25 protein-coding genes are annotated in these 20,187 nt (G+C 60.6%); 18 read left to right on the top strand and 7 right to left on the bottom strand.

Going from position 1 to position 20,187, the window contains the following annotated elements; genetic code table 11:
* The first annotated feature begins 29 nt into the window (after positions 1 to 29).
* From ACGHU1_RS03645 to ACGHU1_RS03655, 3 genes are read left to right on the top strand one after another with little or no spacing between them, the layout of a single operon-like run.
* Positions 30 to 548, top strand: a complete 519-nt coding sequence (locus ACGHU1_RS03645) for a UPF0262 family protein (protein ID WP_390583556.1) — start codon at positions 30 to 32, stop codon at positions 546 to 548.
* A gap of 9 nt (positions 549 to 557) precedes the next feature.
* Positions 558 to 1,289: a glycoside hydrolase family 25 protein gene (locus ACGHU1_RS03650; RefSeq protein ID WP_390583558.1), complete on the top strand. Its 732-nt coding sequence runs from the start codon at positions 558 to 560 to the stop codon at positions 1,287 to 1,289.
* Entirely contained in the window at positions 1,286 to 1,717 is a 432-nt protein-coding gene (locus ACGHU1_RS03655) for a cytidine deaminase (protein WP_390583560.1), read from the top strand. The genes ACGHU1_RS03650 and ACGHU1_RS03655 overlap by 4 nt, the downstream gene beginning before the upstream one ends.
* Here ACGHU1_RS03655 and ACGHU1_RS03660 read toward each other — a convergent pair.
* The 3 genes from ACGHU1_RS03660 to ACGHU1_RS03670 form a co-directional block, all read right to left on the bottom strand.
* Positions 1,714 to 2,394, bottom strand: coding sequence for a DUF4197 domain-containing protein (locus ACGHU1_RS03660; RefSeq protein WP_390583562.1), 681 nt, complete (start codon positions 2,392 to 2,394; stop codon positions 1,714 to 1,716). The two genes, ACGHU1_RS03655 and ACGHU1_RS03660, sit on opposite strands and share 4 nt — an antisense overlap.
* Before the next feature lie 86 nt (positions 2,395 to 2,480).
* Entirely contained in the window at positions 2,481 to 3,620 is a 1,140-nt protein-coding gene (locus tag ACGHU1_RS03665) for a M14-type cytosolic carboxypeptidase (protein WP_390583564.1), read from the bottom strand.
* Entirely contained in the window at positions 3,617 to 4,255 is a 639-nt protein-coding gene (locus ACGHU1_RS03670; RefSeq protein ID WP_390583566.1) for a hypothetical protein, read from the bottom strand. Before ACGHU1_RS03670 ends, ACGHU1_RS03665 begins: the two co-directional genes overlap by 4 nt.
* 141 nt (positions 4,256 to 4,396) lie before the next feature.
* On the opposite strand from ACGHU1_RS03670, the gene galE reads away from it, so the two are divergent.
* From galE to ACGHU1_RS03685, 3 genes are all read left to right on the top strand, one after another.
* A complete protein-coding gene (gene galE / locus ACGHU1_RS03675) occupies positions 4,397 to 5,410 on the top strand; it encodes a UDP-glucose 4-epimerase GalE (protein WP_390583568.1) in 1,014 nt (337 codons plus the stop codon).
* A gap of 90 nt (positions 5,411 to 5,500) precedes the next feature.
* On the top strand, positions 5,501 to 5,626 hold the full coding sequence (gene ykgO, locus ACGHU1_RS03680) for a type B 50S ribosomal protein L36 (protein WP_011415100.1): 126 nt from the start codon (positions 5,501 to 5,503) through the stop codon (positions 5,624 to 5,626).
* A 119-nt stretch (positions 5,627 to 5,745) separates the two neighbouring features.
* Complete coding sequence (locus ACGHU1_RS03685) at positions 5,746 to 6,357, top strand: HAD family hydrolase (protein ID WP_390583569.1); 612 nt, start codon at positions 5,746 to 5,748, stop codon at positions 6,355 to 6,357.
* 132 nt (positions 6,358 to 6,489) lie between these two features.
* Here the strand turns inward: ACGHU1_RS03685 and ACGHU1_RS03690 are convergent, their stop codons facing one another.
* A complete protein-coding gene (locus tag ACGHU1_RS03690; protein ID WP_390583571.1) occupies positions 6,490 to 6,831 on the bottom strand; it encodes a hypothetical protein in 342 nt (113 codons plus the stop codon).
* A 221-nt stretch (positions 6,832 to 7,052) separates the two neighbouring features.
* Here ACGHU1_RS03690 and ACGHU1_RS03695 point away from each other — a divergent pair, with 221 nt between their 5' ends.
* The 3 genes from ACGHU1_RS03695 (at position 7,053) to recQ (ending at position 9,764) form a co-directional block, all read left to right on the top strand.
* Positions 7,053 to 7,604 (top strand): winged helix-turn-helix transcriptional regulator, encoded by a 552-nt coding sequence (locus ACGHU1_RS03695; RefSeq protein ID WP_390583573.1) that lies wholly within the window; start codon positions 7,053 to 7,055, stop codon positions 7,602 to 7,604.
* A 121-nt stretch (positions 7,605 to 7,725) separates the two neighbouring features.
* A complete protein-coding gene (locus ACGHU1_RS03700; RefSeq protein WP_390583575.1) occupies positions 7,726 to 7,941 on the top strand; it encodes a hypothetical protein in 216 nt (71 codons plus the stop codon).
* Positions 7,942 to 7,973: 32 nt separating this feature from the next.
* Positions 7,974 to 9,764, top strand: coding sequence for a DNA helicase RecQ (gene recQ / locus ACGHU1_RS03705; protein ID WP_390583577.1), 1,791 nt, complete (start codon positions 7,974 to 7,976; stop codon positions 9,762 to 9,764).
* A 4-nt stretch (positions 9,765 to 9,768) separates the two neighbouring features.
* Here the strand turns inward: recQ and ACGHU1_RS03710 are convergent, their stop codons facing one another.
* Both ACGHU1_RS03710 and ACGHU1_RS03715 read right to left on the bottom strand, forming a co-directional pair.
* Positions 9,769 to 10,602: a hypothetical protein gene (locus ACGHU1_RS03710; protein ID WP_390583579.1), complete on the bottom strand. Its 834-nt coding sequence runs from the start codon at positions 10,600 to 10,602 to the stop codon at positions 9,769 to 9,771.
* Positions 10,603 to 10,665: 63 nt separating this feature from the next.
* Positions 10,666 to 12,162 (bottom strand): YifB family Mg chelatase-like AAA ATPase, encoded by a 1,497-nt coding sequence (locus ACGHU1_RS03715; RefSeq protein ID WP_390583581.1) that lies wholly within the window; start codon positions 12,160 to 12,162, stop codon positions 10,666 to 10,668.
* A 147-nt stretch (positions 12,163 to 12,309) separates the two neighbouring features.
* Between ACGHU1_RS03715 and ACGHU1_RS03720 the strand changes: the two genes are divergently transcribed.
* From ACGHU1_RS03720 to yihA, 6 genes are all read left to right on the top strand, one after another.
* Positions 12,310 to 13,341, top strand: a complete 1,032-nt coding sequence (locus ACGHU1_RS03720) for an alpha/beta hydrolase (RefSeq protein WP_390583583.1) — start codon at positions 12,310 to 12,312, stop codon at positions 13,339 to 13,341.
* 132 nt (positions 13,342 to 13,473) lie between these two features.
* Positions 13,474 to 13,608, top strand: a complete 135-nt coding sequence (gene rpmH, locus ACGHU1_RS03725) for a 50S ribosomal protein L34 (protein WP_142787977.1) — start codon at positions 13,474 to 13,476, stop codon at positions 13,606 to 13,608.
* 141 nt (positions 13,609 to 13,749) lie between these two features.
* Positions 13,750 to 14,136 carry a ribonuclease P protein component gene (gene rnpA / locus ACGHU1_RS03730; RefSeq protein ID WP_390583585.1) on the top strand — a complete coding sequence of 129 codons (387 nt, stop codon included), beginning with the start codon at positions 13,750 to 13,752 and terminating at the stop codon, positions 14,134 to 14,136.
* Entirely contained in the window at positions 14,133 to 14,342 is a 210-nt protein-coding gene (gene yidD, locus ACGHU1_RS03735) for a membrane protein insertion efficiency factor YidD (RefSeq protein ID WP_390583587.1), read from the top strand. The genes rnpA and yidD overlap by 4 nt, the downstream gene beginning before the upstream one ends.
* A 72-nt stretch (positions 14,343 to 14,414) precedes the next feature.
* Positions 14,415 to 16,196, top strand: coding sequence for a membrane protein insertase YidC (gene yidC, locus ACGHU1_RS03740; protein ID WP_390583589.1), 1,782 nt, complete (start codon positions 14,415 to 14,417; stop codon positions 16,194 to 16,196).
* A gap of 26 nt (positions 16,197 to 16,222) precedes the next feature.
* Entirely contained in the window at positions 16,223 to 16,882 is a 660-nt protein-coding gene (gene yihA, locus ACGHU1_RS03745) for a ribosome biogenesis GTP-binding protein YihA/YsxC (protein ID WP_390583930.1), read from the top strand.
* 24 nt (positions 16,883 to 16,906) lie between these two features.
* Here the strand turns inward: yihA and ACGHU1_RS03750 are convergent, their stop codons facing one another.
* A complete protein-coding gene (locus tag ACGHU1_RS03750; RefSeq protein WP_390583591.1) occupies positions 16,907 to 17,326 on the bottom strand; it encodes a VOC family protein in 420 nt (139 codons plus the stop codon).
* A 117-nt stretch (positions 17,327 to 17,443) separates the two neighbouring features.
* On the opposite strand from ACGHU1_RS03750, the gene ACGHU1_RS03755 reads away from it, so the two are divergent.
* From ACGHU1_RS03755 to dapE, 3 genes are read left to right on the top strand one after another with little or no spacing between them, the layout of a single operon-like run.
* On the top strand, positions 17,444 to 18,112 hold the full coding sequence (locus tag ACGHU1_RS03755; RefSeq protein ID WP_390583593.1) for a glutathione S-transferase family protein: 669 nt from the start codon (positions 17,444 to 17,446) through the stop codon (positions 18,110 to 18,112).
* The gene (locus ACGHU1_RS03760; RefSeq protein WP_390583594.1) at positions 18,073 to 18,978 is read left to right on the top strand and encodes a S1/P1 nuclease; all 906 of its coding nucleotides are present in this window, start codon (positions 18,073 to 18,075) and stop codon (positions 18,976 to 18,978) included. Before ACGHU1_RS03755 ends, ACGHU1_RS03760 begins: the two co-directional genes overlap by 40 nt.
* 43 nt (positions 18,979 to 19,021) lie before the next feature.
* On the top strand, positions 19,022 to 20,164 hold the full coding sequence (gene dapE / locus ACGHU1_RS03765; RefSeq protein ID WP_390583932.1) for a succinyl-diaminopimelate desuccinylase: 1,143 nt from the start codon (positions 19,022 to 19,024) through the stop codon (positions 20,162 to 20,164).
* The last annotated feature ends 23 nt before the right edge of the window (positions 20,165 to 20,187 follow it).

A 20,187-nucleotide genomic window follows, 5' to 3' on the forward strand; every position in this document is an offset into this window, starting at 1 on the left:
GCCCATCTATCTGCGAAGGCGATGGCGACATGGCTGATTTGCCCCCCGATTCCGCGACAGTGCCCGGCGGCACTCATCGCATTGCCCACATCGCTCTTGATGAAGAGACGATTCTTTGGCGCAATGCCGATGTCGAGCAGGAACGCCGCGTTGCGATCTATGACCTGATCGAAGAAAACACGTTCAAACCTGTCCGTAGCGCAGAACGCGGTGCGAAAGGGCCATACCGGTTGAATCTGGGTGTTCGCGACGGACGGCTGGTGATGCAGATCAGCGACGAGGCCGAACAGGAACTGGAAACGCTGCTGATCGGGCTCGCGCGGTTTCGCAGGCCAATCCGCGAATATTTCGCCATCTGCGATTCGTATTATCAAGCAATCCGCAAAGCGACCCCGGCCGAAATTGAGACGATCGATATGGCCCGGCGCGGAATTCACAACAACGCGGCCGAGCTGCTGAAAGAACGGCTGGAGGGTAAGGTCGAAACCGATTTTGCCACCGCCCGGCGGCTGTTCACGCTGATCTGCGTCCTGCATATCAAGGGTTGAGCAGCGGCAATGGCACGGTCCCGAAACGCGAAATCCTCGCGCCGCAGAAAAGCGGGCGCTGGGCGCTGGCTGTTCCGAACTGTCGCGCTGCTTGCGCTTACCGCATTGGCGTTCGCGGCGTGGCTCTGGTGGGACATGCGCGAATGGCGTCCCGATACGCAGCTTTATCCCGAACAGGGCGCGGTTATCGCCAGCGGCGCATCGGGAACGCGGTTTGAAACGCTGAAAGCCCTTGGCGGGGACTTTGTCTATCTGGAGCTTGCGCCGGTTGGCGGTGCGCCCGATCCGGGGTTTGCCGCGCGGCTGAACGCGGCCCTCACATCCGGCCTGAAGGTCGGCGTCATTTACCCTTTTGACCCGTGCCTGCGCGCCGACCCGCAAAGCGCCCGGTTCACGCGTATGGTGCCGCGCAGCGATGATCTGCTGCCGCCGGCCGTCGCTTTGGCCGAAATTGCCGATGGCTGCGATCCTTCGGTCAGCGATGCAGCGGTGGAGAGCGAATTGCTGACATTGGTCAACCAGATTGAGATGCACTCTGGCAAACCGGCGATCCTGAAACTGGCCGAGGGATTTCAGGAACGCCACGCGACCGCTCGCAATCTGGGGCGCGATCTGTGGCTGATGCGTGACCGCGCGCGGCCGGACTATGCCGGGCGGCCATGGCTGCTATGGAGTGCCAACAGTCACTTGGTGAGCGAAGCCTCGCCGGAACCGATTGAATGGACGGTGGTGCAGAAATGATGCTCAGTAAATATGCGCGGTCCGATCTGATCGATGCTGCGCGCACGGCGGCCAAACATGCCTATGCGCCCTATTCCGATTATCAGGTTGGTGCGGCCCTGCTGTTTGATGATGGCGCGATCATTACCGGCACCAATGTCGAAAATGCGAGCTATGGCCTCGCCCTGTGTGCTGAAACCGTGGCGATTGCCCAAGCTCTGGGTGAGGGCAGGCGCGGCGGGCTGATCGCAGTTGCGGTTACCGGGCCTGCGGACAAGGGCGACGGCGAGCCGATCACTCCGTGCGGGCGGTGCCGCCAAGTTCTCAATGAACTCGCGCAGCTGGGCGGAACGGATCCGGTGGTGCTGTGCGTCGGCACCAGCGAAGTACGCGAAGTGACGCTATCGGCGCTGTTGCCGCACGCATTCGGCCCCGCGCATCTGGATTAATTGCCCAGCAGGCTGCCAAGCCCTTTTAGCGGGTTCTTGCGAAAACCCTGCTCCTCCGCGCCGATATAGGCGAAGATTCCGTCCAGCCCCTGATCGGTGACGGACCGATTAATGCTTTGCCGGTCAAGTCCAGCACGGCGGATGAAGCTGTGGTTTTCCGCCAGCCCATCAAACGCCGTATAGACACCCAGTTTTTCAAGCGCGCCATCAATCAGCGGCTCCAGCCGCGAATGCAGGCGGTCGTTTGACGATTGGCGCAGATACTGCGTGCCGCCATCGCTTTCGCCGATAATGCCGGGCGCATCGCTGAAAGAAAGGTCGTCAATGGCATCGCGGAAAATAGGCTTTGCCTCCCCCGCCGCGATCCCCGCTGCATCGTTGATGGAGCGCGTGACATCGCCAAGCACGCCTAGCCTGCTGCCAGCGTTCAGGACCGAACCCAGCAGGCCGCCGCCGACATCGCCGACGATTGGCAGGGCAATGCGAATGTCTTCGTCACCGTAAAACGCGCCGGGCCGGGACAGCTTATCAAGCGCGCTGTCAGTCGCCTGACCCAGAATAGAGGATAGGCCCAATCCCTGCGCCCGCGCCGCCGATGGCATCAGTGCGATCGCACCCGCCATGCCGAAACTGCCGAGTAGCAGCCGCCGATTGAGCTCAAGGCTGCGCGTTTTCATCTGTAATCCCCTCTTACGGTGTCTGCAGGAAGGTAACACACATTCGCGCGCGGCACATATTCTCAGGTTTTGGGGTCGCCGGAGCGTTACTCGCTTTCGGTTTCGATCCATTCGAGCAGCGCGGCAAGACAGTCCCGCGCCAGCAGCTTGCACCGCTCAGGGGACCAGCCCTGTTCCGGTTCTGGGAAATCGGCCAGATCTTTGTAAGGCATCTCCAGCGTCATGGCGCATGCGCTGTATCGTTCGGCAACCTGATTGGTGCTGATGCCCAGATTGGCTTTGCCAGCGGGCGTTTTGGGATAGCCTAGCTTGGTTTGGAAATCGGGTGTGCGGCGGTCGAGCATCCGCTGATAGCGGTAGAATTGCTCGCCGTGGTCGTCGGTCCAGCTAGGGATGCCTTCAAATCCGGCGAGGAACACCGCAGGGATTGCTTCGTCACCGTGAACATCCATCGCAAAATCGACACCGGTTTCGTCCATCTTTGCCCGGATCGCGAGAACTTCGGGCGATTTGTCGGCGCTGGGCTCTGACCATTCGCGGTTCAGGTTGGTGCCGGCGGCGTTGGTGCGCAGATGCCCGCGCCGCGACCCGTCCGGGTTGCAATTCGGCACGATGTGCAACCGACAATGCTTGCGTAGCCCGCGCGCAACAGGATCAGCCGGATCAGTGAGGCATTCCAACGCGCCTTCCATCCACCATTCCGCCTGCGTTTCGCCGGGATGCTGTCGCGCGTAAAGCCACACCTGCCGATCGCCGTCACCCATTTGCAACAGGTCGAGCGGCTGACCGTCCAGCGTTGAGGTAAGGCGGGTCAGTTCAACACCTTCACACGCCGCAGCCTCGGCCACCAGATCGTGATGGCGTTCGATCGAATAGGGCGCAAAATAGGCAAACCATGCGGTGCCGGATGCCGGAGTATACCGGATCGTCAGCGTTCCGTTCTCCTCCGCCTTGTCAAAAGAGCTATCCGCTCTCGCCCAGTATTCGCGGTCTTCCGACACACAGGCGTCGTAATCGGGCCAGCCGCCAGGATAGGCACTGTCATTGAGGCCGGTGATTTTCAGCTCAATTTCTTCGCCTGCTGCGCCGGTCACGCGAAAGTGGAACCATTGTGCAAAATCGGAATTGTGATCGCGCCGGATGGCGAGCCGAGCCGATGTACCGTCTGCTGAAAGTGTTTCGATATTCCCGCTGTCAAAGGCGGTGTCGATGAAGATTGAGGTCATGGGGTCCTTTCGATTTCATCGACCGATACTTGGACCGTTTCGCCATTGCCACCCGGAAAATCCTGAAACAGGGCCGCAGCCAAGGTGCGGGCGCTGGCATCCAGTTCGGAATAGGGTGATTTGATCGAAGTGGGCAGCTGCGCGCGCCCCTCCCACAGGGTTTCGCCGTCAGCCGCCCTTATTCTCACCTCCAGCTGGCTGGTGATTTCAGGTCCGTTGCGCCCTCCGCCCAGATTGATGCCGACACCCAGGCCCACGCCTGAGCCGAATGTGCCCGTGGATGCGCCGCCGCCTACGGTGACGGGGCTGTCTGATCCCGACCCCTCAATCGCGGTGCGCTGGGTGCGGATGGTGGCGGTCTGCGATACCGCAGCGGCTCCATCGCTTAGTGTGTAACCCAGCCGTTCCAGCTCGGCTCCGACCGCAGTGGCAAACGCAGCCTGCGCATTCGCACTCGACATCTCTTCGGGGAATTCAAGGACGATCATGCCCGATCCCAGTCCAAGAGGATTTTCAGCGACAAAGCGCGTGACCTCAACCGGCCCGGTATAGGCGCTGGTGCATGCGCCCAGCACAGGGCAAAAAAGCAGCGCGGCCGCAGCGAAACGGGTGCGAGAGATGCGGGTGATAAACATGGTGCGATCCTTATATCGGCAATATCGGCTTACCGCTTTTTAAGCGATCATGGCTAATCGGACATACTTCCAATTTCAGTACGTCCCGCTAAGCATCGCGGTTCCGTACATCTGCGGCGTGTGCATCGGTAAGGACTTCATATGAATACAACCCGAAAGCCATCGGTGCTGGTGACCGGCGGGGCCGGTTACATCGGCAGTCACGCTGTGCTGGCGCTCAAAGACAATGGCTGGGACGTGGCGGTAATCGACAACCTGACGACAGGGTTCCGGTTTGCGGTCCCCGATGATGTGCCGCTGTATGAAGGCGATATCGAGGATGCGGATTTGCTGGCGAGGATTTTTGCCGAGCAGCAAATCGGCGCGGTCATGCATTTTGCAGGCTCGATCATCGTCCCCGAAAGCGTCGAAGACCCGCTCAAATATTATCACAACAACACCGTCAAAAGCCGCGCGTTGATAGACAGCACGGTGAAGGCGGGCGTGCCGCATTTCATCTTTTCATCGACAGCAGCAACGTACGGGATGCCCGAAACCTCGCCTGTGACGGAAGGATCGGCGCGCGTGCCGATCAACCCGTATGGCTGGTCGAAATTGATGACCGAACAAATGCTGTCCGACACAGCGGCAGTGCATGGGCTGAATTATTGCGCGCTGCGATATTTCAACGTTGCAGGGGCCGATCCGCAGGCCCGCTCCGGGCAATCGACGGCGGGCGCGACGCACCTGATCAAGGTCGCGGTCGAGGCCGCTTTGGGTAAGCGTGACAGCGTGGCCGTGTTTGGCACCGATTATGACACCCCCGATGGCACCGGCGTTCGCGACTATATCCACGTTAGCGATCTGGCAGCGGCGCATGTGCTGGCGCTGGAGGCGCTGATCGATCAGCCTGACCGGTCATTGACGATGAACTGCGGCTATGGCCGGGGCTTTTCGGTGCTGGAGGTGCTGGATGCCGTAGACCGTGTGACCAATCTCCAGATCGAACGCCGGATCGAGGGGCGCAGGGCGGGCGATCCGGGATCGCTGGTGGCCGATCCCTCGCTCATCCGCAAACAGCTCCCTTGGAAGCCGCGATTTGATGATCTGGATGTTATCATCGACCATGCACTTTCGTGGGAGCGAAAACTCACGCAAATCAGGGAAGATGATTGACTTCGCCTGATTCGCCGCTTAGGCGCGCGGCTTGAATTTCCGGCGTCCGAACACCATTTGCGATGCCAGCATTATTTTCGGGAAAAGATCATGAAAGTTCGCAACAGCCTCAAGTCGCTGAAAAACCGCCACCGTGACTGCCGCGTGATCCGTCGCCGCGGCCGGACCTATGTCATCAACAAGACCAATCGCCGTTTCAAAGCCCGTCAGGGTTAATCTGGCATGATTGGCAGGTCGTCCTTTCGGGCGACCGGCAAACCGCAGCGGCCCGCCTCCTTACCGGAGAGCGGGCCGCCGCTGTTTGTGGCTTCAGGCGATAGCGGGGCAGACAGAATATGAGCGGGCATGACAAAGCGGTTGTCTTCGATGTGGGGCGCGTCTTGTTTGAATGGCAGCTGCGTTCGTTGTTTGAAAAACTGATATCCGATCGCCAGGAACTCGACTGGTTTCTGTCAAACGTCGTCACCGAAGAATGGCATTTTCAGCATGACCGGGGCGTCACCCTTGGCGAGATGCTGCCCGCGCGCATCGCCCGGTTTCCCGATCACAACCTTTTGATCGCGGCGTATGCAGCACGCTTCAATGAAACCGCCGACGTGCCGGTCGCGGGGGTTCATGCGATTGTCCGCCGACTGCACGATGCAGGGGTGCCGCTTTATTGCCTCACCAATTTCGGTGATGAACTGTTCGCGCAGTTTCGCGCTGTGCATCCGATCTTTGACCTGTTTGAAGACATCGTGGTGTCGGGCGCCGAGAAGGTCGCCAAGCCGGAGCCGCGCATCTATGAAATCACGGAGCGCCGCAGCGGGCGGGCGGGCGGTGATCTGTTTTTCACCGATGATAATCCTGCCAATATCGAGGCAGCGCGATCACGCGGCTGGGATGCGCATCTGTTCACCGACGCCGCCTCTCTCGAAGCGCAGCTGACGTCCTCGGGCTTTCTGTGATCCATAAAAATACCCCGGCGCAGCCTGTTGGGGGACGGCTGCACCGGGGCGTTTAGTGTGCGCCCGGCGTGGAGAGATACCGGGCAGCAAAACGCGGGGGATTGGCCGCGTAAAGTATGTGACGCGTGCGCCTCAGTTACCGTTGCACTTTGCCAATTCGTCGTCCGCCAGCACTTTGCCCTTTGCGGTGAAGCTGGTGATCTCGCCAAATTCACGGGCAAGGCCGCGGCAGATGCGCAGCGGGCGCGACGGACCTTTGTTTGCGACACAGGTCGTACCTTTGCAGACCCATGCGACACCGGCGGCAACCGGACGCGTATCGGTAGCGGTCTCTGCAAGAGTGGCGACGTAATACGGGCCGTCTTGCGCAGCAGCAGGTGCGGGCGTGATTGCCGCGCCAAAGCCTGCGCCAGTCACGCCAAGAGCGAGTGCAAGAACGGGAAGACGGATGTTACGGATGAGGGGGAGGGACATCTTCGCAAACCTTTTTAACAAGGGGATGAAACAAAATTGTGCAATGCAACGTTTTAGATTGAAACTGGTTGCGAATCACCACCTATGCGATTAGGTTTCTTCTTGCAACTAAAAAATTCGCAGTGCTTACATCCCATGTTGCTGGCTGAATCGGTTGGGATTCCAGCCGATTTTGCGATTGCCGCGAAACGCGCTAGATAGGTTGCAGGGAAAGGACTGATATGGGCGATATGAGAGAACCACTTCGCGAATTGATCGAATGCGGTCTGCCGCAGGCCTTGGAAGTGATGGGCGAACGCTGGTCTTTCATGATCCTGCGCGCGAGCTTCAACGGGCTGAAGCATTTCGAAGAGTTCCTGAGCGAGCTCGGCATTGCCCGCAACATCCTTTCAAACCGCCTCGCCAAGTTGGTTGAGAACGGCATCCTTAAACGTGAACCGTGCAGCGATGACCGCCGGAAAATCGAATATCGACTCACTGAAAAGGGATTTGACCTCCTGCCCGCGATGCTGGCCTTGCGCCAATGGGGCCAGAAATACGGCGCTGAAATGGTCGAAAATCCGGTCCTCGTCGATGAACAGGACCGCCTCCCAATCGGCCCTGTGTCGATCCTTGCGCATGACGGACGCATTCTCTCACACGAAGACCTGTGGCTGGTGAAACGCGAAGATCTGGGCAAACGGGCAGATGGCTCCATGGCCAGTTCGGGCGCGGGTCTGGGCGCGGGCGATGTCGTGAACCTCGATACCGCCAAACGAGCCGCCGCTGGCTGATAAGGCACAGGCGCCGCTGCGCACACCCGACGGCCGGTATATCATCGTCCGCGGCCAGCTGTGGCGGGCATCGAACCCGGCGCTTGACGAAAGCGAGCGCCAGCAAATCGTCAACCAACTGATGGACGCGCGCCGCGCTGTCGGCGCGGCAAAGCGTGCAGCCAGCACGCCGGACGAAAAAGCCGCCCGCGTTAAAGTTCACGCTGCGAAGGTTGCGCTGGGCGAACGCGGTCCGGTTTGGTGGGATGACGGCGCGCCAGACGAAAATCGCAAGCTGGTGCATAACTCGTCCTATGCGGACTGGTGGCGAGAGGCCGGACACGCTAGCCCCGGCTGACTTTCAAACACCTAAGCAGGGCTTTCAATCCGATGAGTACCGCCGCGGGCACAGACCTCGACGATATTCTGCGCACGACTTTCGGTTTCAGCGGTTTTCGCGGGAAACAGGAATCGGTCGTGAACCGCATCATGGCGGGCGAGCACACCTGCGCTCTGATGCCTACGGGCGCTGGCAAATCGCTGTGCTATCAATTGCCTGCCATGGCCCGGCGCGGAACCGCCATCGTCGTCTCCCCCCTGATCGCGTTGATGCACGACCAGATCAGGGCGGCTGGTGCAGTGGGCATTTCGGCCGCGTCGATGACCTCTGCCGATCACGACAACGTCGCCACCGCGCAGCGTCTGCGTCAGGGCGATCTCGATCTGCTGTATGTGGCCCCTGAACGCGCGAATACCTCTTCGTTTCGTTCATTACTGGACGCCGCCGATATCTCGCTGTTTGCGATTGATGAGGCGCATTGCGTTTCTGAATGGGGGCATGACTTTCGGCCCGATTACCGCCAGCTCAGGCCGCTGCTCGATCAGTTTCCGCAGGTCCCGCGCCTGGCGCTGACAGCGACTGCGGATGAAACCACGCGCAAGGATATTCTGGTCCAGCTCGGCATTCCCGATGATGGCCTGATCGTTGCGGGGTTTGACCGCCCGAATATCCGCTATGCGATCTCTCCCAAGGCGGGCGGGGCAAAGCAGATCGCCGATTTTCTCGCCCGCAATTCCGGCCCGGGCATCATTTACGCCCAAAGCCGTAGGGGTGTTGAGGAGTTGGCAGACAAGATCGCGGCGACGGGTCGCAGCGTCGGCGCGTATCACGCGGGCCTCCCGCCAGAGCAGCGCGCAGCCGTTCAGGCGGAATTCGTGCGATCCGATGATATGGTGATGGTCGCGACAATCGCGTTCGGCATGGGCATTGATAAGCCCGACGTCCGCTTTGTCATCCATGCCGGTCTGCCCAAATCGCTTGAGGCGTATTACCAGGAAACAGGCCGCGCAGGCCGTGACGGCGATCCCGCCGCGGCGCAATTGTTCTGGAGCGCGAATGATTTTGCCAAGGCGCGCCAGTGGCTGGGCGATGTCGAGGAAGACCGCATGGCGAATGAGCGGGCCCGGCTGAATGCACTCGCCGGACTGGTCGAAGCGGCGGGATGCAGGCGCGCTATCCTGCTGCGTCATTTCGGAGAGACGCCGCCGCCAAACTGCGGCAATTGCGACAATTGCGAAAACCCGCCCAGCGTGATCGACGTCACCGAGACTTCGCGGAAACTGCTCAGCGCAGTGTACCGCACCGGCCAAAGCTACGGCATCGGTCATATCGAAAAGGTGCTGCTGGGACGCGATGATGACCGCGTGACCCAGCGGGGACATGACAAATTATCCGTTTTCGGCATCCTTGATGATCAGGACGCCCCTTTATTAAGGCCGGTGATGCGGCACCTGATGGCGCACGAAATGCTGGTCACCACCGATCACGGCGGTCTCGCGCTTGGTGAGGGCGCGCTGCCAGTGCTTCGCGGCGAACGGGCCGTGATGATCGGAGAGCCGCCGAAAAAGGCGCGGCGTCAGCGCGCAGGGCGTGGTGGGCAGGAGGCGAATCCGGTGGGCGACCCGCTGTTCGATGCGCTGCGCGAAAAGCGCAAGGAACTGGCCAGCGCCAACGGCATCCCCGCCTATATCATCTTCCATGACAGCGTGCTGCGCGCGATGGCGAATGAAAAGCCTGAGACGCTGGGCGCGATGGGATCAATCCAGGGGATCGGCGCGAAAAAACTGGACACCTACGGGGCAGAATTCTGCAATGTGATCCGCGAATTTGCGAGCGCCTGAACGCTTATCGCCGTGCTGGCCTGCGAATATAATCGATCCTGATCCGCACCCATGATCCGACTTGCGATCGTCCACCGATGCGGGCGGGCCTGACCCGAAATTGCCAAGCCGCCGCCAGAACCGCACGGCCGATTTGCGACCCCTGCGGGCTTTCCCCGACAAGCTCGCAATCCTCGACATAGTAATTCGGGACAGTCCGGCACGCGATCAATGCAGAGCCCGGCCCGCTGGCCGTCGAAAGGTATCCGGCAAGTTCCTGATCGGTCGGCTCCCGATACCATTGCGCTGCGTAAAGCGGCTGTCCATTGGACGCTGTGCCGACACGCTGGCTTTCATAGCCGCCCTGCGGGCCGGTATCGACTGGCCCGTAATTGCGCGGCGGGCCCTGCATTGGAGGAGGATCGGCAGGTGGCTGGGGCTCGGCTGGCGGTGCAATCGAAGGGGCGGGCACCGGGATATTGGTCAGAGGCCGGGGCGCAGGCAGGGCAGGTTCGCTGGGCACTTCGGGCCGTGGCGCCGGCTCCTGCTCGGCGGGCTGGATCACCGGCTGGCTTACGGGTTCGGCGCTTTCCTCAGGCGCGCTCTGCGGCTCTGGCGAATTATCGGTAAAGTCCGACGCCTGAAATACGGCCACGCTTTCGGCCATGTCGGTTTCTTCCCGCGTGCTCAAACCGATCAGGAAAAGCAGCCCGATAATAACCGCCTCCAGCAAGAGCGCGATGCCCATGCTGACCGCGCGGGTGCGGGAATTTTCTGAGCGAAATTTCTGCAACACCCGTTGCAAACGCCCCTGCTCGCGGCGAGCCTCATCGGGCGGGATTGGGGCGGCTCTGAACATGAAATTTCCGGTGCAGCACGATTGCGATCCAATTGTGGGCTGCAAAAAAATTCAGCTCCGCAATTACCGCGTTCCCACCGTCTGCCTGTAAGACAGCGCCTCTGCAATATGCACGCGGCCCACTTCGTCAGATCCTGCCAGATCGGCGATGGTCCGGGCGACCCGTAACATGCGGGTATAGCTGCGCGCGGAGAGCCGCAATTTCTCGGCAGCCTGCATCAGCAGATGCTTGCCAGCATCGTCCGGGGCGGCGAATTGCTCCAATTTTTCTCCGTCCAGTTCGGCGTTGGACCTCACGCCGCGCTGCGACTGCAGCGCGCGAGCGGCGGCCACGCGGCGGGCGACATCCGCGCTTCCTTCTGCCGGGGGCGGCAGGGCCAGGTCCATCGCGCTGACGGCGGCAACTTCGACATGCAGGTCGATGCGGTCGAGCAGTGGGCCGGAAAGCCTCGCCTGATATTCGCCCGCACAGCGCGGCCCGCGCGCGCAGGTGTGGCCTGGCTCCCCCGCATGGCCGCAGCGGCACGGATTCATCGCCGCGATCAACTGTACATTCGCCGGAAAACTGACATGCGCGTTCGCCCGCGCCACATCGACTTTGCCGGTTTCCAGCGGCTGACGCAGCGAATCGAGCACCGACCGTTGGAATTCGGGCAGCTCATCCAGAAACAGCACCCCAAGATGCGCGAGGCTGACTTCGCCGGGGCGCACTTTCAGTCCGCCGCCCGTCATCGCGGCCATGCTCGCGGAATGATGCGGCGCCCTGAATGGACGCGCGCGGCTGATCCGGCCCGCATCCAGCATTCCGGCGACCGATTGCACCATCGACACCTCCAGCGCCTCGGTCGGATCGAGCGGCGGGAGGATGCCGGGCAGGCAGCTCGCCATCAGGCTCTTGCCCGATCCCGGAGGCCCGACCATCAGCAAATTGTGCCCTCCGGCGGCGGCGATTTCCAATGCGCGTTTGGCGGTTTCCTGACCTTTCACCTGTTTGAGGTCCGTGACGGCTGGCGGTTCGGCAACGTCGCCGCGTGCAGGCTCGTCCAACAGCTTTGAGCCTTTCAGATGCGCGAGCAGATCGGAAAGGCTGCGCGGGGCAAGCACCGGCACGCCGCTCGCCCATTTTGCCTCCGATCCCTGACCGGCAGGACATATCAGTCCGGCATCCGCCTCGCTCGCATGAAGCGCCGCGATCAGCACGCCGGGGCTGGCGACAATGCGGCCATCCAGCGCCAGCTCCCCGACTGCGATCCAGTCTTCCAGCTGCTCAGCATCGGTCACCCCCATTGCGGCGAGCAGGGCAAGCGCGATGGGCAGGTCGTAATGCGATCCGTCCTTGGGCAGGTCGGCAGGCGACAGGTTGATTGTGATCCGTTTGGGCGGCAGCGCCAATCCCATTGCGGAAAGCGCCGCCTGCACCCGTTCGCGGCTTTCGCTCACCGCTTTATCGGGCAGGCCCACGATCGAGAACCGCGGCAGCCCTGATGCGACCTGACATTGCACCTCTACGCGCCGCGCATCGAGGCCCAGATAGGCCACAGTTTTTACCAACGCTACCAAGGGTGTTCCCCGCCAATCCCCGCTTCTAAGTCACAGATATTGAAGCGTTAAGCAGCCCTTGTCGAGCGATTAGGCGTAATTTCTAAAGGAAACTGCAAGGATAAATCTTGGCGAATTCTCAAGTGCCCGGGGCATATTTGCCAGAGGGTGAAAAACCTCGCCGCTCTGTTTGTTGTGCTCCAACTGTTGCTTGCCCCTGCAAGCGTTGCCGCGCAGGTGCATTCGGGCGCGCGGATCGTTTCGACCGAGACATGGGTCGAGGAGTGGGACCCGGCCACGCGCCGCTGGGTCCGCGTCGAGGATACAGCTGCAGATACAATTTCGCAGATGGGCGCAAACACGGGCAGCGGCGCGCACGGCCTAACCAGTGTAACGACCATCACCACCCGCATATATGGCGGCCGCGTGGTCGCCTCTTCAACGAACACGCAGCCGGTTCATGCGCGTCCGCCTGATCCATCGGCAATTGCCCGGTACGGACCTTTCACGGTTGTCGATGAAGCGCGCGCGCAGCTTGTCGGGTCGACCGGCGGCCGGTCGCCCGCATTTTTCGCCGCGATGATGCGTGACTTTCCCGAATTGGAAGTGCTTGAACTGATCGAAGCTCCCGGGACTAGCAACGATATCGCCAATCTCGCGATTGGCCGCGCAATCCGCGCCGCTGGATTGCGGACGCACGTGCCCAACAGGGGATCGGTCCGTTCTGGCGCGGTGGAACTGTTCCTCGCCGGAAAAACGCAAACGATGGAGCCGGGCGCGCAATTTGCGGTGCATTCATGGATCGACGAGCGCGGGCGAGAGCCGGAAGATTTTGCGCCCGACGCGCCGGAAAATCGCCTCTACCTCGATTACTATGTCGAAATGGGCATGTCGCAGCAGCGCGCCCGTGAATTTTACGCGATGACCAATTCTGTGCCGCACGCAGGCGCGCTGTGGCTGCGCGCTGATGATATGGCCCCGTGGGTTGTGCCCTCGCGGCCGGCCGCGCGGGTGAAGCGATTCGCAAAACTGGATTTTCTGGATAATGCGAAGCCGATGTCTCTTGCCGCGGTCGTCCCGCTTACCGCGTGGTCAAATGTGAGCGCACCCCATAAACCCGCATTTCCCCTTGCCATGCTGAGCGATACCGCCCTGAAAACGTTTCAGCATGCACCACTTGTTTTGCGCGATGCATCTTGACTCGCACCATTCTATCCCATAGTTGCGCGCCCCTGCCCGGCCGCCCTTTTCGGTGGCCCATTTTTTATTGGTAGGCTGCAATCGCATATCTATATGCGGCGCAGTTGACCAAACCAGTTTATCGAGGACGATATGAAGCGGACTTTTCAGCCCAGCAATCTCGTTCGTGCCCGCCGGCACGGATTTTTCGCACGCAAAGCGACCCCTGGTGGCCGCAAGGTCATCCGTGCCCGCCGCAAGCGTGGCCGTAAAAGCCTTTCTGCATAATTCGTGTGCACGCAATACTGCGTGCATGAATGAGCGGGCGGTCCGGTGGTGCGATCACCATGGTGAGCACCATGCCGCTTCGAATGGCCGACCGGCCTTACGGGTCCCTTTGGGGGCCCGTTTCGCGTATGAGGGCCATTCATGATTTCGGTCCTTACCAAACGCGCTGACTTCATCGCTGCCAATAAAGGGCTGCGCAATGCCCGTGCTGGTTTCGTCCTGTTGACGCGGCCCAATGGCGGTGCGGGGATCCGGTATGGCATCACGGTGACAAAGAAGATCGGCAATGCGGTAGTGCGAAATCGCATGAAACGCCGTTTTCGCGAGCTTTTGCGAGACGCGCTTCCGCAAAAAGGGCTTCCCGATCACGATCATGTGCTGATCGGCCGCGCTGGCGGTGTCGAGCGGGATTTTGAAACGATGGCAGATGAGCTAGACATCGTTCTGACGCGCGCACGGGAAGGCAAAACCGATCCCAGCCGGGGCCGCCGCCCGCGCCGGGGAAACAAGCGGAACGCGGGCCGATGAAATACGTCTTCATCGCAATAGCGCGGGCATGGCAGCTTGGCCCGTCGCTGATCCTGCCGCCATCGTGCCGTTTCTCTCCGTCTTGCAGCGAATATGCGATCCAGGCCTTGCGCAAATATGGCGCTCTCAAGGGTGGATGGCTGGCTATAAAACGGCTAGGGCGCTGCCATCCATGGGGAGGGCATGGCCACGACCCGGTGCCGTAAGGGGCGGGAAGTGGCAATCTCTACTGTAGTATCTATATAACACACCACTAGACGACTAAACGGGATCTTATCTTGGACAACCAGCGCAATCTCCTGCTCGCTGTCGCGCTTTCCGGCCTCCTTATCCTTGGCTGGGATTTCGCTATGCGGACTTTTTATCCGGAGGCTTCGGTCACGGCGCCCACGCAGCAGGTCGATCCTGCGGCGCAGGCAAGTGCGGGCGGCGTGCCGGGCACAGCCACCGTTGCTGCCGACCTGCCCGAAGGTGCCCAGATGCCGAGTGGTCCCATCGACCTGTCGGATGCGCTCGCCAGCCCGACCCGCGTCGTCATCGACACGCCCAGGCTAGCCGGTTCGATCAATCTGATCGGTGCGCGGATCGACGACATCGTGCTTAAGGATTACCGCCAGTCCGTCAACAAGGACAGCGGACCAGTTCGCCTGTTCGCGCCAGACCGCACCGACGACCAGTACTTTGCCGAGTTCGGTTTCGTGGTTGGCGGACAGCGAATGCCGTCAAGCGCGCTTTGGGAAGCCGATGGCGAGCGCCTGACCCCGCAAACCCCCGTGACGCTCTCTCGTGAAGGCGATAACGGCATCACCTATTCGATCCGTCTCGCGATTGACGATCAGTACATGATCACGGCTGAGCAAGTGGCCGAAAACAGCAGCGGCAATGCCGCGATTGTCCAGCCGTTTGCGCTCATCAAACGGACTAGCCTGAATGCATCGCCGGACCAGTTCATCATTCACTCCGGTCCGCTGGGTGTTTTTGATGACACGCTATACGATCCGAACAATTACGAAGAACTGGCCGAAATCGGCCGCGACACTCCGGCAGGCAGCCTCGAATGGCTGGGCTTTACCGATCAGTATTGGCTCACCGCGCTCGTGCCGGGAGACGGCGCGGCGGACACGGCTGAGTTCCGGTCACTTGGCAATGATCTGTTCCGGGCGGACCTGATCTACGACGCGCAGACACTGCCCGCAGGCGGCACGCTGACCCAATCGACGATGCTGTTTGCAGGAGCCAAGGAAAGCACCGTTCTGGACGCGTATGAAGACACCGGCATCACGCTGTTCGGAAAAGCCATTTCGTGGGGCTGGTTCGAGATCATCGAAAAGCCATTCCTGTGGCTGCTGCGCACGCTCAACGGTCTTGTCGGTAATTTCGGCGTCGCGATCATCCTGCTGACTGTCATCGTGCGCGCTCTGATGTTCCCGATCGCGCAAAAAGGCTTTGCCTCAATGGCGTCGATGAAAGCGATCCAGCCCAAGATGAAGGCGCTGCAGGAACGCTATAAAGACGATAAACAGCAGCAGCAGCAAGAGATCATGAAGCTGTACAAGGAAGAGAAGGTCAATCCGCTGGCCGGCTGTCTTCCGATGATCATCCAGATCCCGATTTTCTTCGCGCTGTACAAGGTTCTGATGCTCGCCATCGAGATGCGGCATGAACCGTTCCTCTATATCCGCGACCTGTCCGCTCCCGATCCGGCGACGATCCTGAACATGTTTGGCCTGCTGCCGTTCGAGGTTCCCGGTTTCCTCGGCATCGGTGTGCTCGCGGTGCTGCTGGGGATTACGATGTGGCTCACGTTCAAGCTGAACCCGTCGGCTATGGACCCGATGCAGCAGCAGATTTTCAACTTCATGCCATGGATCCTGATGTTTGTCATGGCGCCGTTCGCGGCCGGATTGCTAATCTACTGGGTAACTTCCAACATTCTCACCCTTGCTCAGCAAAGCTATCTCTATTCGAAGCATCCGGGGCTAAAGGCTCAGGCGAAGAAAGATAAAGCCGACATGGCCGCCAAAAAGGCAGCCGAGGACAAAGCAAAGGGCAAGGCGTGACGACGCCCGAACTTTCCCCGGCTGAAATAGAGGAGCGCGATCAGCAGCGGCGTGAGAAACGCGCGGCCAAGCTGTTCTCCGGCCATGTCGAATTTCTGCTGTCGGCACCGCAGCTGAAATTTCTGCCTGATCCGACCGTGCCCGAAATCGCTTTTTGCGGGCGAAGCAATGTTGGCAAAAGCTCGCTGCTGAACGCGCTGACCGGGCGTAAATCGATTGCGCGTGCATCGGTAACGCCGGGCCGCACGCAAGAGCTGAACTTTTTCGAAGTGGGCGATCCGTTGCAGTTTCGTCTGGTTGATATGCCCGGATACGGATTTGCCAAGGCGCCGGTATCAGTCGTCGATAAATGGAAGAAACTGGTGCGCAGCTATCTGCGCGGTCGCCCCGTTCTGGCGCGTAACCTTGTGCTGGTTGATAGCCGGCATGGGCTGAAAGACGTCGATCGCGAGATGATGAAAATGCTTGACGAAGCCGCGGTCGGTTATCGGATCGTGCTGACAAAGACGGACAAGATCAAGGCGAGCCATCTGGACAAGGTCGCAAATCAGGTCGCCGAAGAGGCAAAGAAACACGTTGCCGCTTACCCCGAACTGCACCTGACCAGCGCGGAAAAAGGCATGGGCATCGACGCGCTGAGAGCCGCTCTTGTCCAGGACGCTTTGGGGCAAGACGCGCTAGGTTAGACCGCCGCAACGAAGCCGCGATTTTCATGCTTCGAACAATTGCCCGATATCGGCGAACGCTTTGAACTCCAGCGCATTGCCCGCCGGATCGCGCAGAAACATGGTGGCCTGCTCTCCGGGACGGTCCCGGAACCGGACTGTCGGCTCAATTATGAATTCGGTGCCCGCCGATTTCAGCTTTTCGGCAAGAGCGTTCCAGTCGTCCATGTCCAACACGAGGCCGAAATGCGGGACTGGAACTCCGTGGCCGTCAACATGATTGCTGGCGGCATCGCCTGACCGTTCAGGAGCAAGATGCGCGACGATCTGGTGCCCGTGAAAATCAAAGTCGATCCATTCATCGGATGAGCGGCCTTCGCTGCACCCCAGCATCCCGCCATAGAATGCGCGCGCCGCAGCAAGATCATCGACCGGAAAGGCAAGGTGGAAAGGTGGCAGTTTCATCTCGGGCACTCCGTCATTACTCTCTGCACGCCGTAACCCGTTCAGGCTCGACAGCGAAACACTGAATATCTAGGGCAGCGGGCGAGGCAACAGCCAGCAAGGTGGAGCAGGCGGCATATGAAGCTGATTATCGGCAACAAGAATTATTCGAGCTGGTCGATGCGCGGCTGGCTCGCTGCCAAGCAATCGGGACTGCATTTCGAGGAGATAATTGTCCCGATCCTGGGCGAGCACTGGGACCAGACCAAGCAGGAAATGGGCGACATGCAGCCCTCCAGCGGGAAGGTTCCGATCCTGTGGGACGGGGAAAATGTCATCTGGGACAGCCTTGCCATCATGGAATATCTTTCTGACAAGGTCGGGCGTGACCGGTTCTGGCCGAAAGATGACGCGCCGCGCGGCATGGCGCGCGCGATGGTCGCTGAAATGCATTCATCCTACGCCTCGCTTCGTGACGAACTGCCTATGAACGTGCGGCGCCGCGCGCAGTTGCAGGACGTATCGGACCAAACCCGCGCAGACATCGTGCGCATCCTGCAATTATGGGCAGAGGCACGCGCGCGTCATGGCACGGCCGGACCGTTTCTGTTCGGCACATACGGTGCGGCCGATATTTTCTTCGCGCCGGTCGTCTCGCGCTTTATGACGTACGGCATTGGTGTGCCCGGATTCGCACAAAGCTATATGGAAGCAATGTGGGATCATGCCTGGACACAGGAATGGATTGCTGCGGCAGAGGACGAACAATGGGTCATCGAACAATACGAGAGCGTCGGCTCTCAATAATCCTGGGCGCGTTTGCTGCGCTGCTCGCTGCGCTGCCGGCCCCGCTACAGGCTTGGGGATTTTACGCCCACCAGAAAACCGCCGAGATTGCAGAGGCGAATGTGTCGCCCGAAACGCGTGCCAAAATCCGCGCGTTGATGCGATCGGAAGACCTGCTCGGCACCCCCGAATGCGATCTTGCGACCTTGCAAGATGCGAGCGTGTGGCCCGATTGCGTGCGCCGGACACGCTGGCGGTGGGGCTACACCGCTGCATGGCATTACCGGACAGCGCCGATCTGCGAGGTGTATAACGCCCGGAGCAATTGTTCGGGCGGCAACTGTGTCACCGGGCAAATCGAACGCAACCACCGCATCCTCGCCGATGAAAGCCTGCCCGATCAGCTTCGGTTGGAAGCGCTGGCATTCCTCGTCCACTTCGCCGGCGATGTGCATATGCCGCTGCATTCGGGCGACCGGGGTGATCGCGGCGGCAATGACCGTGAGACTGATTACGGCATCGTGCCCGGCCTTAATTTGCACCGGATCTGGGACGGCCCGTTGGCAGAGCGCGCCATTACGACCGGTGATAGACCGATCGTAAGGCGTTACTCAGCAGAGGAGCGCGCAGAGCTAGGCGGCGGAAACGCTGCGGATTGGGGCGAGGAAAGCTGGTCGATCAGCCGCAGTTTTGTCTATCCGACAGCCTTCGATACCGATGACGTGTGCGGCGCCGATTTGCCTGACAAAACGGCGCTGAGCCAAGAGGATATCGTGCGCGGTGTCCCGATCGCCCGCCAGCGTGTTCAGCAGGCCGGGATCAGGATTGCCGAACTGCTGGAAAGCGCATTTGCGCCCGGCCCGCTGCCGCAAGAAGAACAGCGGTAACGCCCGCCTTGCGCCGCTGAGCGAGCCTGCTACCCCGTCAGATATGCCAACTGCACTCGATTACGCCAAAGCACTGATTTCCGCGCCCAGCGTCACTCCGGCCACCGGAGCGGTTTTTGAAGTGATGGAGGCGCTGCTGAAACCGCTTGGCTTTGATGTGCACCGGTTCCAGCGCGGCAGCGGGGAGGCGGGTACTGAACAAGAGACGGTGGAGAACCTGTTTGCCATCCGCCGGGGGCCGGAAGGGTCGAGCCATTTTGCATTTGCCGGGCACCTAGACGTCGTCCCGCCGGGGCAAGGCTGGAGCAGCGCGCCGTTTGAACCGGAAGAGCGCGGCGACCTGCTGTATGGCCGCGGTGCGGTCGATATGAAGGGATCCATCGCCTCCATGGTGGCGGCCGTTGCGGACGTGCCCCGCGACGCCGGCACGATCAGCTTCATCATCACCGGCGACGAGGAAGGGCCGGCCCTGCACGGCACGCGCGCCCTTATCGATTACATGGAAGCAGAAGGCATCCGGCCCGATCTGTGCCTTGTCGGCGAACCGACCAGCGTCAATCGGCTGGGCGACATGATGAAAATCGGGCGGCGCGGTTCGGTCAATATCTGGCTGGAAGTTGACGGCACACAGGGCCACGTCGCCTATCCGCACCTGGCCGACAATCCGATGCCGAAAATGGTCGCGATGCTGGCGGAACTGGACGCGCTTTCGCTGGATGAAGGCACCGACTGGTTCCAGCCGAGCAATCTGGAAATCACCGAATTCAACGTCGCGAACAAGGCGCATAATGTCATCCCGGCCAAGGCGACAGCGCGCATTTCGATCCGTTTTAACGATACGCATTCGGGCGCCAGCCTCTCGGAAAAAGTCATCGCCATCGCCGAAAAATACGGCGGCACTGCGCGGCCGGTTATATCTGGCGAACCTTTCCTCACCGCGCCGGGGCCGTTTTCCGAAATGCTGGCGAATGCCATCGAAGCGGAAACGGGCACCCAGCCAGAGGCTTCGACCACCGGCGGCACATCGGACGCGCGTTTCTTACGCATCGTCTGCCCGGTGATCGAATTCGGTCTTTGCAACGCGACCATGCATAAGCGTGACGAGGCGGTGGCCATCGCCGACCTCGATACGCTAGCCAGGATTTACACACGGGCCGCGCTCGGCGCATTGGCGCTCGGCAAATAACACCGCCGAAAGGGATTTGACGC

The sequence above is a fragment of the Erythrobacter sp. MTPC3 genome, from assembly GCF_042854385.1.
In the GTDB taxonomy this organism is placed as follows: Bacteria; Pseudomonadota; Alphaproteobacteria; order Sphingomonadales; family Sphingomonadaceae; genus Erythrobacter.